Annotated in this window: 9 protein-coding genes; 3 read left to right on the plus strand and 6 right to left on the minus strand. The window is 37.6% G+C overall.

Features of this window, described 5'->3' with window-relative positions; genetic code table 11:
- Positions 1-77: 77 nt before the first annotated feature.
- Together AC1W31_RS05850 and AC1W31_RS05855 are read right to left on the minus strand one after the other, a co-directional pair.
- Positions 78-797 (minus strand): head GIN domain-containing protein, encoded by a 720-nt coding sequence (locus tag AC1W31_RS05850; protein ID WP_481733475.1) that lies wholly within the window; start codon positions 795-797, stop codon positions 78-80.
- Positions 798-948: 151 nt separating this feature from the next.
- Positions 949-2157 carry an anhydro-N-acetylmuramic acid kinase gene (locus AC1W31_RS05855; RefSeq protein ID WP_481733476.1) on the minus strand — a complete coding sequence of 403 codons (1209 nt, stop codon included), beginning with the start codon at positions 2155-2157 and terminating at the stop codon, positions 949-951.
- Between the two features lie 137 nt (positions 2158-2294).
- Between AC1W31_RS05855 and AC1W31_RS05860 the strand changes: the two genes are divergently transcribed.
- Positions 2295-2777 (plus strand): LEA/WHy family protein, encoded by a 483-nt coding sequence (locus AC1W31_RS05860; RefSeq protein ID WP_481733477.1) that lies wholly within the window; start codon positions 2295-2297, stop codon positions 2775-2777.
- An 89-nt stretch (positions 2778-2866) separates the two neighbouring features.
- Here AC1W31_RS05860 and AC1W31_RS05865 read toward each other — a convergent pair whose 3' ends face one another.
- The 4 genes from AC1W31_RS05865 to AC1W31_RS05880 form a co-directional block, all read right to left on the minus strand.
- The gene (locus AC1W31_RS05865) at positions 2867-3817 is read right to left on the minus strand and encodes a 3-keto-disaccharide hydrolase (RefSeq protein WP_481733478.1); all 951 of its coding nucleotides are present in this window, start codon (positions 3815-3817) and stop codon (positions 2867-2869) included.
- Between the two features lie 387 nt (positions 3818-4204).
- Positions 4205-5341 carry a TlpA family protein disulfide reductase gene (locus tag AC1W31_RS05870; protein ID WP_481733479.1) on the minus strand — a complete coding sequence of 379 codons (1137 nt, stop codon included), beginning with the start codon at positions 5339-5341 and terminating at the stop codon, positions 4205-4207.
- 95 nt (positions 5342-5436) lie between these two features.
- Positions 5437-8274 (minus strand): excinuclease ABC subunit UvrA, encoded by a 2838-nt coding sequence (gene uvrA / locus AC1W31_RS05875; RefSeq protein ID WP_481733480.1) that lies wholly within the window; start codon positions 8272-8274, stop codon positions 5437-5439.
- A gap of 110 nt (positions 8275-8384) precedes the next feature.
- Positions 8385-9173: a 5'-methylthioadenosine/adenosylhomocysteine nucleosidase gene (locus AC1W31_RS05880; protein WP_481733481.1), complete on the minus strand. Its 789-nt coding sequence runs from the start codon at positions 9171-9173 to the stop codon at positions 8385-8387.
- 243 nt (positions 9174-9416) lie between these two features.
- Here AC1W31_RS05880 and AC1W31_RS05885 point away from each other — a divergent pair, with 243 nt between their 5' ends.
- Positions 9417-11123, plus strand: a complete 1707-nt coding sequence (locus AC1W31_RS05885; protein ID WP_481733482.1) for a DUF1800 domain-containing protein — start codon at positions 9417-9419, stop codon at positions 11121-11123.
- Positions 11124-11193: 70 nt separating this feature from the next.
- On the plus strand, positions 11194-12750 hold the full coding sequence (locus AC1W31_RS05890; RefSeq protein ID WP_481733483.1) for a DUF1501 domain-containing protein: 1557 nt from the start codon (positions 11194-11196) through the stop codon (positions 12748-12750).
- Positions 12751-12793 lie beyond the last annotated feature (43 nt).

A 12793-nucleotide genomic window follows, 5' to 3' on the forward strand; every position in this document is an offset into this window, starting at 1 on the left:
ATTCAAGAAGCCTTTTTTTGATTATTTCACGTGTGTGCTTTTCACTGCTTCCTAAAAACTGTCAACTGACTAATAAACTATTGCTGATGAATATCCGAACCACCCGTAGAGCTTGATTTCACCACTCTTGCACCGCCTTTGTGATAAACATCGCTTCCGCCCGTTGCTGAAATACTGATTTCTTTTTCTGCCCAAACGTAGGCATCCGAACCACCCGTTGACGAAACGCTGCAATAATTTGAACGTAATTTGCTGGCTTTCAAATCGCTACCACCCGTTGAAGAGGCTTTAAAAACGGTGGCAGTTCCCGATAAAATCACGTCCGAACCACCCGTTGTTTCGCAAGTCAATTCGTCGGCATCCAAGTCTAATTTTATATCCGAACCACCCGTTGCTCGCACATCAAGTTTAATTAAATCTAATTTTCCTTCCGAAAAAACGTCCGAACCACCCGTTGCCGAGAGGCTATTAAGGTTTTTTACGGTCACGTAGGCTTTGATGGTTTTTTTATTACTCCAATCAAAATCAAAATTGAACCAACCTTTTTTACTGCCAGCGTATATTTTTAAAACATCACCCTCTTTTTCGGTGATAACTTTTTCCATTTTATCTTTATCACCCACAATTTTTACGGATTCAACACTTCCTTGCTTGATGTATAAATCAATTCCACTCGAAATACGAATACCTTTGAAATTGGAAATGTTCCGAATTTCTTCAGTGTTTTGTGCGTAAATAACTGAGGTACAAAGATTTAAAAATAATAAAATGACAATGGATTTAGTTGAGGTTTTCATTTTTTTGTTTAGTTATTTGTTATTTGTAATTGGTGATAAGTCGGCAATTCAAATATAAGATGCAATCGGCGAGTAAAAGGTTGCATAATCATTATCGAGTTAACGTAGGCTGGGTTCAAAACCCAGCCTACGTTAAATAACAACCATAATACTAATTCGGAAATGAAATTTTTCCCATCGAAACCGAAGGAATCCCTCGGCGAGAGCCAAAATCTGACTCACCACCCGAAACCGTTTCATTGGCTAAAATAGCAAAAAGTACGGCTTCTTTTGCATCGCCCGATATTCCTAAATCGTTGGTTTCAAGGAAATTACAAGGCAATAATTCTTTTAGCCATTCAACTAACAACGGATTGTGCATTCCTCCGCCCGACATATATACGTTGAAATCTTTGATGTTATAGGAAGTATTATTAACTGTAAAATAAATGGCTTCCGCAATCGTCTCGGAACTGAAACGAGTTAAAGTTGCCAATAAATCATTTACTGAAATATCTTCTGTATTACTTTTTGCTTGTGCTTTTTTGACGTATTCAATGCTAAATAATTCTGGACCCGTAGTTTTTGGAAATGCACCTTTGAAGAAATTATCAGCTTTTAATTCATCTAAAAGGAATTGATTTACCGAACCTTGTCGGGCAATTTCGGCATCTTTATCGTAGGCTTTTTCTGGAAAATATAATCTTGTAAAAGCATCAATAAGTGTATTTCCCGTTCCTGTATCCGTCACAAAAACCTCCTCTGGATTCATGGTTGTGGGTAAATACGTAAAATTGGCAATGCCGCCCATGTTGAGCATAATACGATTTTCTCCTTTTTTGCCAAAAATAAAATAATCACCATAAACGGCTAATGGAGCACCTTCACCACCCGCAGCAAGGTGTTTTTGTCGGAAATCTGAAATAGAAATAACCCCTGTTTTTACGGCAATATGATCGCCATCGCCAATTTGTAAAGTCGCATTCGGAAATTTCTCTTGCTGATGCAAAATCTTGGGAGCGTGCATGACTGTTTGCCCGTGTGAGGCTATTAAATCAACTTCATGCGAAGGCACATTCCAAGCTTTCAAGCAATCCAAAATCATCGTGGCATGAAGTACGCCAATCCATTCATTCAATAACGCAAGGTGCTGAAAATCAATGGTTTGTTGAGCAAAAACTTTACGAATTTCCGTTTTGATTTCTTCGGAATAATCAACCGTATCAAAATGTAACAATTTGACTTCGGTACTTTCTCCCGCCCCCGAAATCTCACAAAGAGCCACATCAAGCCCATCCATCGACGTTCCCGACATCAAGCCGATAATTTTACGAGCGGGCTTTTGAGCAATTTGGTACAGGTTTTGGAGGTTTTTGTTCATGGTTTAATTGAAAAGATAAGTTGGGTTTATAATTTCTAAAATTACAAAAAGTTCTCGTAGTATAGGCGTTAAGTTTTTTACTGGCATAAGTTTTTAGGTAGATTACCGTTATATATGTACAGTATTAAATTAAAAAAATGAAAAACAAGACAGCAATTTTTGGATATTTTTCCATCATACTATTTTTTGCCATCGGGTGCAGTAAACCTATTCAACCCACTTATTTGGGTTATCAGAACCTCAGATTGGGAAAAGTAGGTACAAAAAATAATGTTGTTATGTCGGATATAAAATTCTACAATCCCAACAAATATGCTTTGAATGTCAAACAAGCGGAAATGGATGTATTTTTTAACGATAGACTTTTAGGGCATACTTCTATGAGCGAAGTAGTGAGTTTACCGCCCTTAGATACAACCTTTGTGCCATTTGTCATGCAGGCATCAATGACTGATTTATTGGCAAATACGGCTCAAATCTTTCTTAATCCGAACGTTAGAGTGAAGGTTCAAGGTAATGCGAAGGTGGGTCGTGGAGGAATATTTATTAATGTTCCAATCAATTATCAAGGAACACAACGCATTCAATTATCAAGGACAGATACGACTTTACATCGTTAGAGAGGGTTCAACGGAAGTCGTCGTTCAAAACGACGACTTCCGTAAAACACGCACATAATTTTATTTTTTAAATCGAAGTAAAAAATAAATTATTTCGCCGAGGCAATCGTAATATTTCTAAATTCAATGGGGCCGTGGTCGCCTTGAAACATGATTGGTCCTGGTTCTGATTCATTGCTATCAATCGCTCCACCCGTTATGCCCGGTATTTCAGATTTATAAATAATTGTTTTGCCATTTAACAATACCGTCACTACTCTTCCCACCAAAGTAACGTCAAAACTTTGCCATTCCCCCGCCTTTTTTGCAGGCAATTCTAAAGGTTTAATAAAACCATAGATTCCTCCCAAATCAATCAATGATGGTTCTAATCCGTAGCCATCCGTAATTTGAGTTTCATAACGCCCACGCAGATATACGCCACTATTACTACCCGCTGGCACACGAAATTCAACGTGCAATTTGAAGTCATTGAAAGTTTTAGTAGTTCTGATATTTGCCCCAGATTTTGGACTTTTCATGATACCATTTTCTACAACCCATTGATTTTCGCCTGCCGCAGGACGGTCTTCTCTTCCAATAATTTGCCAACCATCCAAGTTTTTGCCATTAAAAATAGCCATTGGTTTTCCAAAAACTGGTTCGGTTTTATTAATTAATTTCGGAGCTTTTACGCCTACAAAATTGACAACTTCACCATTGGGTTGATTCATCGTACCCACCAAGGTTCCGTCCTTCAAATCGGCTTCTACGGTGAGGTCTTTATCTTCTTTATCCCACTGTGGCGGAATGGCAAAAGACATTTTATTATCCTTGAAATAAACCCGTGAGATAGGTCTGGCGCTCCCGCCACTGCCCACAAAACGCCCATTGAGGTATTTGACCCCAGAATGATTTACTTCTAACCAAGACGGAATTTTTTTATCGCCTTTAGTAATGGTAATATCCCAACGACCTTCAACACTTTGGGCTGAAATTGTTAGGGTTGTGCATACAATACATAGAAGTATTGAGAGTGAATTTTTGAATTGTTTTTTCATTGTTTTTGGTTGTATGATTTATTGTATGGTTTGTGAAATTGTTTGATTCTGAAATTATGAAGAAGTTTTCAAAGCACAAAACAACATTTCATTTTCAAGATTTATTAACTCATCGTTCCAAAAATTTTCTTTTTGAAAAGTGTTTTTGTGCCGTTGTGCGGTGTTTTCCACCCACAACACGTGCGACAGCAATTTGTTAACCACACAAATATCTATGTATGTTTCAAATATTCAGTGTATTATGTAAATAAAAAATATCTTACTCTCATACTTGGTGATTGCTGTCGCACGTGTTGTGGGTGGAAAACACCGCACAACGGCTGGCAACTTTTTCTTCTCAAAATGAAGACCAACAAGGGCATAAAAATTACCTATATTTTGTATAATCTATAGGCTATTCTTCAAAAATAGTGTTAATTCATCAGTATTAATATTTTTTTTTATAATTATACCTTTATCATTTAACAAGAAATTAGTAGGAAAAATGCTAATTGATAATTTTTCAGTTTTGTAACCATTTTCATCTAAAAATTGATTCCAAATTAAATTTTGAACTCGGATTATATGTTTCCAGTCATTAAAATCATTAGATTTATCGACTGATATTGCAATTATATCAAATCCCTCCTTATTGTATTTTTGATAAAGGTCTTTTAATTTAGGAAATTGCTGAATACATGGACTACATCGACTGAACCAAAAATCTATTAATGTGTATTTCGGAACTAAATCTTTGAATATTTTTTTGAGTACACGATTTGTATCCAAGAGAGATAATCTTGGAAATGTTTGACCTATCGAAGTTATTTTTGAATCTTTCAAATTTTCACCCAATTTTCTACCCTCAAAAGTATTTTTTAAATTATCAGAAAATTGAAAATAAATTGAATCATAAATTGGACTATAACCTTCTGTCATTTTTTTTATTAACTCCCACATAGCCACATAAGAATTTGGGTGCTTTTTTGTGTAATCGTACAAAATTTTATTTCTATTATTTATCAATAGGACTCTTTTCTTTGAAATTTTCTGTAAAAGGCTATCAGGAATTTTATCGTTAAATATATGCTTGAGCTTACTATAATCCTCACTTAAACTAAATTTTTCTTTCTTGAGTTTATTAAAATTCTCAAGATACCTACCTAATTCAGCATTACTTTTATTGAAAATTTTAGGTATTTTTCTCAATGAATCAACATTACATTCAATGGTTTGGTAGCCTTTATCAACCATAAAAAAATCTGAAAGATAAATTAATTCACCCTTGACTTTTACTCCGATTTGAAAACAGGATGGATTCACTAACGCATTTTGAAATTTAAAATAACCGTTTATGATTGAATCTTTGATTTGATAAGTATTATCTATTTGGGGATAATAGTGAAAATCAATAGGCATTAAAAATGCTTCTCCTGCCTGCAAATTTATTTTCCCATCAATGGTAAAATAACCCTTTTTTATTTGAGAAATCCCCTGGTTGATTACTATTAAAAATAACAAAGGGACTGTTATAAATTTATACATGATAATAAATTTATGGGTTGATTGAATCATTCTCTTCGAGACGTTCCGAAGGACAGCTTCGAAGTTTAGATAAAAAATATATTCAATCTACTAAACTACCCCTTCAACTCTGCCTTCAAAAACTTAGCCGTATAACTCCCTTTCACCTTCGCTACTTGTTCTGGTGTGCCTTCTGCGATGATGTTTCCGCCTTTTTGTCCTCCCTCTGGACCGATGTCAATTACGTGGTCGGATACTTTGATTACGTCCAAATTATGTTCAATAATCAACACGGTATTGCCTTTGTCTGCCAATCGGTTGAGGACTTCCAAAAGTTTTTTGATGTCTTGAAAATGGAGTCCAGTCGTGGGTTCGTCCAAGATGTACATGGTTTTGCCTGTGTCTCTTTTCGAGAGTTCTTCGGCTAATTTTACTCGTTGGGCTTCTCCTCCCGACAGCGTAGTGGCTTGTTGCCCGATGGTGATATATCCCAAACCTACTTCGTTGAGCATCTGTACTTTACGGGCAATTTTAGGCTGATTTTCAAAGAATTCTACCGCTTGTTCCACCGTCATATCCAATACATCGGCGATTGATTTTCCTTTAAAACGAACTTCCTGCGTTTCACGGTTGAAGCGTTTTCCTTTGCAGGTTTCGCAGGCTACGTGAACGTCGGGCAAGAATTCCATTTCGATTTTTTTCATGCCCGCACCTTCGCAATCTTCACAACGTCCGCCCTTTACATTGAAGCTAAAACGCCCTGCTTTGTAACCTCTAATTTTGGATTCGGGCAACTCTGCGTACAAGGTGCGTATGTCCGTAAACATACCCGTATAAGTAGCTGGATTCGAGCGTGGCGTGCGTCCGATGGGCGATTGGTCAACTTCAATTACTTTGTCTAAATGCTCTAAACCCTCCACTGATTTATGAGGCATGGGTTCTTTTTTGGCGTAAAAAAAATGACGGTTCAAAATCGGATACATCGTGTCGTGAATCAACGAAGATTTCCCCGAACCACTCACACCCGTTATCGAAATCATTTTTCCCAGAGGCAATTTTAGCGTAACATTTTTTAAATTATTACCCGTTGCTCCTTTGATAACCAATGAGTTACCATTTCCTTGTCTCCTTTTCTTCGGAACTTCAATGCCAATTTTTCCACTCAAAAAATTAGCCGTAGTCGAGTTATTTTTCAAGAAATTTTCGGGCGTTCCTTGTCCCACAATTGCCCCGCCATGTCGTCCTGCTCCTGGGCCAATATCCACAATATAATCCGACTCCAACATCATGTCTTTGTCGTGTTCAACGATGAGAACAGAATTGCCCAAATCACGCAAATCCTTGAGGGCTTGAATCAATTTTACGTTGTCTCGTTGGTGCAAACCGATGCTTGGTTCGTCCATTATATACAACACGTTGGTTAGTTGCGTACCAATTTGCGTAGCCAAACGAATACGTTGGGCTTCTCCGCCAGAAAGTGTTCGTAATGACCGGTTTAGCGTTAAATATTCCAAGCCGATACCTGTCAAAAAGCCAATTCTTTTTCTGATTTCCTTCAAAATTTCTTTGGCAATTATATTTTGGCGTTCGTTCATTCTTGGCTCTAAATCGGTGAACCATATTGCCAATTCAGCAATGTCCATTTCGGCTAATTGAGCAATATTTTTATGGTCAATCAAGAAATGAAGCGACTCTTTTTTCAATCTCAAACCTTTGCAATCGGGACAAGTATTCACGACCATAAAGTCTTTTATCCAGTCTTGAATTTTCTCCGAACCCGTTTCTTGCTGACGTTTCAAAAATGTTACAATGCCTTCGTATTTCGTATTCCAATCCGTGCCTTCGTATTTTTTGGAAGGAACAGGCACGGGAGTATCCGTTCCGTAAAGCATCACTTCGATGGCTTCGGTAGGGAATTTTTCGATGGGCGTGGTAAGATTGACTTTATACGGTTTTAGTAAAATTTCTAATTGTTTGAAAATCCACATATCACGGTATTCGCCAATCGGAGCAATGGCTCCTTTGTTGATACTTAGCGACTTATCTGGTAAAATGGATTCTTCGGTAATTTCCTCAACCTTGCCCAAACCCAAACAAGTTGGACACCAACCATAAGGTGAATTGAAGGAAAAATTATTGGGTGAAGGTTCGTCGTAACTGATGCCAGAAACGGGATCCATTAAGAATTTGGAAAAATTACGAACCTCATTTTTTTCATCACGAGTCATCATGATGCCTTTACCTTGATTCAAAGCCGTTTGCACGGACTGCGATAAACGAAAACGGTCTTCAGTTTTGACGATAATTCTGTCAATGACCATTTCAATATCGTGAATTTTGAAACGATCGAGTTGCATTTTAGGCTGAATATCCATCACTACGCCGTCCACACGCACTTTTGTATAGCCTAATTTCTCAATTTGAACGAATAATTCACGGTAATGACCTTTACGTCCTTTCACGACGGGCGCAAGAATAATTAATTTTTGATTTTGATAATCTTGCAGAATCACGTCAATAATTTGGTCGACAGATTGCTTAATCATCTTCTCGCCCGTAACGTAACTAAACGCTTCGCCCGCTCGTGCGTAGAATAAACGCATGAAATCGTAAATTTCTGTAACGGTTCCAACTGTCGAGCGTGGATTTTTGGAAGTCGTCTTTTGCTCAATCGAAATCACGGGCGAAAGTCCATTGATTTTATCGACATCGGGACGTTCCATATTGCCCATAAAACTCCGAGCGTACGCCGAAAACGACTCCATATATCGGCGTTGTCCTTCGGCATAAATGGTATCAAAAGCCAGTGAGGACTTTCCAGAGCCAGATATTCCTGTGAAAACGACTAACTTATTGCGTGGAATAGTGAGGTCAATATCTTTAAGATTATGTTCTCTTGCACCAAGAATTTCGATATTCTCGTGTCCTGTAATGTCTGAATTATTATTTGCCATGTAATTTTAATATTCTGTCTTAAATGTAACGTAAGACGGGGGAATAAAGTTAAACAAAAACCCACGTTTTTGGCGGGGGCTTTTTGGGTTTTTATTTTGCTTTAAAAACCTCACAATTCCCCCAAAATCCCCAATACCAAATTGGAAGAATTATAGGCGGCAATTGAACCAAAAACATTCATATCCACATGGGCTTTTGAGTTGGCATTGTCGCTGATACTACGTAGAATTAAACAGGGAATTTTTAGTTCATAACAAACTTGAGCAACGGCGGCTCCTTCCATTTCGGTGGCATCAGCTTTTACTTGTTCTTGGAGTATTTTTACTTTTTCATCAGAATTGACAAAAACGTCACCAGTAGCTATGATACCCAACATTACTTTTATTTTTCGCCCTTCAATTTCCTTAAATTTCGTTCGATTTGATGCTTTTTGGGCTTTCAATAATAACATAGAATCTGCAGGAAAGTACATCGGATTTGCCACGCCATCAATTGGATTTCTGGTATTCCAAACTGTCATGCCTTCGGGGGTTATCTTTCCAAAATCATGCTGAATGGTGGACTTGGCAATGACCATATCTCCGGGCAAAATAGCAGGATTTACACCACCAGCAATGCCTGTGAAAATCAATTGTTGGGGTTGCCAATTCATCAATAAAATGGTGGTGGTCATGGTGGCATTCACTTTTCCTACACCCGTGAGTGCTACGACAACTGGCTGTCCTCGAAAATCTCCTGTTACAAAGCGAATACCTTTTACAGTCACTTCTTGCTTGTTTTGAATGGAATCTTCCAATAATTTCACTTCATCTCTAAAAGCCCCTAAAATAGCAGTTAATGGCTTTTGGGCATGGATTTTGAAAGAAATTAAGAGTAATAAAAAGACGAGTTTTTTCATTTATATGGTATTTTTAAATGCGAGGGTGGATAAACAAACCTATAACTATTACAAATTTACCGATTACTCAATTCTTAACATAATTTGATATTATGGATTTTGAAGCATAAATTTTATTGCTAAATTTATAAGAATATATAAAACCCCCAAAACATCTTCTACCTACTTTTCAAATACTTTCTTCTTTTCTACCCATTACATTTAATCATTTTTGTGTTTTCAGAAATTTAACTTGTTGGAATTATGAATTATTCTTTGAACGCTTATGCTCAGCCACTTACGACCTCACAAGTGGCTCATCTGCTCCGTAGAGCAACTTTTGGACCCACCCAAACAGAAATTGTCAATTTTACTGGCTTGAATGCTTCAACGGCAATTCAAAATCTTATTAACAATATTAATTATATTCCATTACCTCCCGTGGATTTGAATGAGACGAAAATAACGGTTGGACAGGAATATGTAAATACGACGTATGATTCTTCGCTTTCTCGTAATTTTGATTTTCGATATTACTACAAATATTGGTGGACAAATATGATGGCAGCGCAAGCAGGCAATCCTTCTATTATTGATAAAATGACGCTTTTTTGGCAAAATCATTTCGTTACAAGCGAAGCGAATGTTGATGAATACCGAGCTATTTATAAGTATTTTATGAAAGTTAGAAGTAAATCTTTGGAAAATTTTAAGGATTTTGTTCGTGATATTACCTACGAACCCGCTATGTTAAAATTTCTGAATGGTAATGAAAATACGAAAGGAACTGGAGGAGTGGCTTCAAACGAAAATTACGCCCGTGAATTGCAGGAATTATTTGTAGTGGGAGCCAAAAACTTTGCAGGTGATAATAATTATACAGAGAATGATGTAAAAGCCGCCGCCAGAGTTTTGACGGGTTGGCAGTACACAAATTTTTATGCCAACACGACAACGGCTGTTGACAAAAAATTCACATTAACCAGACATGATACAGCATCTAAAACATTTTCATCAAGTTATCGGTCAGTAATAATTAATACGCCCGCTGTATATCCAGGATATACTAATGCAGGAGAATTTGAAGTAGATGCCCTTTTGGATATGCTTTTTGATCATCCAGAAACACCCAAATTTATTTGTAGAAAATTGTACCGTTTCTTTGTAAATCCAAATGTTACGCAAGAAATTGAAGATAATGTAATTGCTTCTTTAGCAAATACTTTCAAAAGTGTAGATCCAATAACGGGAAGGACTTTTGAAATAAAACCAATTATCCAAAAATTACTGGCTTCAGAGCATTTTTATGACATTGCCAATCTCGGAGCCATTATCAAATCCCCCGCTGAATTTGTGGTCGGTGCTTATCGATTCTTCAATTTTCCAGTGCCCGTTATTGATTCCGCAAATCTTATTAATAGCGTCAAAAACCATAAAGCGTATGCACAATATCTCTACGATAGAATGGCCGAAATGCAGATGGCATTACTCGACCAACCAACGGTTTTTGGCTATGATGCTTATTTTCAAACGGGTTATTCCAGAAATTGGATAAATACTACACAAGTTGGATTGCGTAATTCATTTACGGATAAATTAATCACGGGGCGAACCCTTGTTACAGGAATTACGCCACTGGTTGCCATCAAAATTGATATGTTGGCAATGGTGGATACTGCTAATGTTGCTCATAATCCCTCGATTCCGTTACCTCCAAATTATGATGTTACGAACTGTGTTCATATTGTGGATTTAGTAACGATGAACTTGTTTGCGACTGAACTTTCAGCAAATCAAAAAATATTTTTGATTGATACTATTTTGATGATTGGGCAACAAAGGTCTAATTGGACAACCCAGTGGGCATCTTATAAATCAATCCCTACCACAACCAATATTAATACGGTAAAATCAAAATTGGATGCTTTGATGAAATATTTGCTCAGAATGGCGGAGTTTAGTATTTGTTGAAAAACTTTAAATAATCCTTTAAAATTCAAAAGATAGCGGCTTATGCCCAATGCTCAAAGCTTATAAAAATATGAAACGTAGAGATTTCCTTGCAGCTTCTTCTTCTTTTTTGTTACCTGTCATGGTAGGAGGTTTTGGGGTGAAAGCCTTCGGAGCCAATTCTTCTTTGGTTCAATCTTTAATGAAAACTGATGCCCTTGCCAAAGACCGTGTGTTGGTAATTATTTATCTAAATGGTGGAAATGATGGACTAAATACCGTAATTCCGCTTGATCAATATTCACAATATAGTGCGCTCAGAAGTAATATTGCCATTCCACAAGCCTCCATTTTGTCAATTGGAAATGGTACAACGGGTTTGCACCCAAGCATGACAGGGTTGAAGCAATTACACGATAATGGTAAATTAGCGGTGGTACACTCGGTTTCTTATCCAAGTCCGAGTTATTCACATTACCGAGCCACGGATATTTGGATGACTGCTACGGATGCAGCCGTACAAGCAGATACGGGTTGGGCAGGCAGATATTTAGAAGACCGTTTTGCTAATTATCCAGCGCCTCCTATTACTGATAGAGATGCCTCAAATGCCGTTATGGAAGACCCGCTGGCCATTCAGATTGGCTATTTGACTTCTACTACGCTTTTGGGAAGTAATCAATCCATGGCAGTTGCCATCAATGATCCTGCCAGTTATGCTGCCTTGGTAAGCGGAGGAGTTGGAGCAACCACCACTGATTTACCCTGCTGTGAAGCGGGTGATTTAGTAACTTTTATACGCCAACAACAAGCCTTAGCTGTTAGTTATTCAGCTGAAATCACCGCAGCACACAATGCAGGAAATATCACGCCGGCACCAGTTTATCCAACGGGTAATTCGATTGCTGACCAACTAAAAATCGTTGCCCGATTAGTGGGTGGAGGATTAAAAACAAAGGTTTATTTTCTTTCGATTGGCGGATTTGATACCCATTCTGCCCAAGTACAATCGGGTGGAGGAGCAAATAATAGTTTAGGAAATCATGCGACTTTATTAGGAAAGTTATCCGCAGGAATTAAAGCATTTCAGGATGATTTACTGCAAAGAGGCGTAGAAGACAAAGTAGCAGGATTTACTTTTTCTGAATTTGGAAGAAGAGCCAATTCTAATTCAAGTGTGGGAACCGACCACGGAGTGGCAGCACCCATATTTGTTTTTGGGTCGAGTATAAAACGCCAATCGGTGGGCAGAAACCCTAATATTGGGGGATATTCAAACCTCCCAACTGATTTGAATGGATCGGTGGGTAACCAAGATTTGAAAATGCAAATTGACTTCCGAAGAATTTATTGGGATATTTTAACCGATTGGTTTGGCAGAAGTAAAACGGATGCGGCTTCGTTGTTTTTGAATACTTCTTTTGATACCGTTTCGTTATTTACGGATGAAGTTTGTACGATAAAAACGGGCAGTTGGCACGATGAGAAAACTTGGTCGTGTGGACGTGTGCCTTTTATTACCGAAAATGCAAAAATTTGTAGGGGACATACCGTAACGCTAAGTGCAAATGCTTCGGTAAAGAATCTTCAAAACTATGGAAATTTGTCGATGGCGGCGGGTGTAAACTTGTCGATTAAGGGCGTTTAATTTTTATTCGTAACATAACCAAAATGGGCGAATGATTCATTTC

It is taken from the genome of Arcicella sp., assembly GCF_964672035.1.

Excerpts from the sequence above, each read along its gene's own strand:
- AC1W31_RS05850 (WP_481733475.1), bottom strand. The coding sequence starts at position 797 with ATGAAAACCTCAACTAAATCCATTGTCATTTTATTATTTTTAAATCTT.
- AC1W31_RS05855 (WP_481733476.1), bottom strand. The coding sequence starts at position 2,157 with ATGAACAAAAACCTCCAAAACCTGTACCAAATTGCTCAAAAGCCCGCT.
- AC1W31_RS05860 (WP_481733477.1), top strand. The coding sequence starts at position 2,295 with ATGAAAAACAAGACAGCAATTTTTGGATATTTTTCCATCATACTATTT.
- AC1W31_RS05865 (WP_481733478.1), bottom strand. The coding sequence starts at position 3,817 with ATGAAAAAACAATTCAAAAATTCACTCTCAATACTTCTATGTATTGTA.
- AC1W31_RS05870 (WP_481733479.1), bottom strand. The coding sequence starts at position 5,341 with ATGTATAAATTTATAACAGTCCCTTTGTTATTTTTAATAGTAATCAAC.
- uvrA (WP_481733480.1), bottom strand. The coding sequence starts at position 8,274 with ATGGCAAATAATAATTCAGACATTACAGGACACGAGAATATCGAAATT.
- AC1W31_RS05880 (WP_481733481.1), bottom strand. The coding sequence starts at position 9,173 with ATGAAAAAACTCGTCTTTTTATTACTCTTAATTTCTTTCAAAATCCAT.
- AC1W31_RS05885 (WP_481733482.1), top strand. The coding sequence starts at position 9,417 with ATGAATTATTCTTTGAACGCTTATGCTCAGCCACTTACGACCTCACAA.
- AC1W31_RS05890 (WP_481733483.1), top strand. The coding sequence starts at position 11,194 with ATGAAACGTAGAGATTTCCTTGCAGCTTCTTCTTCTTTTTTGTTACCT.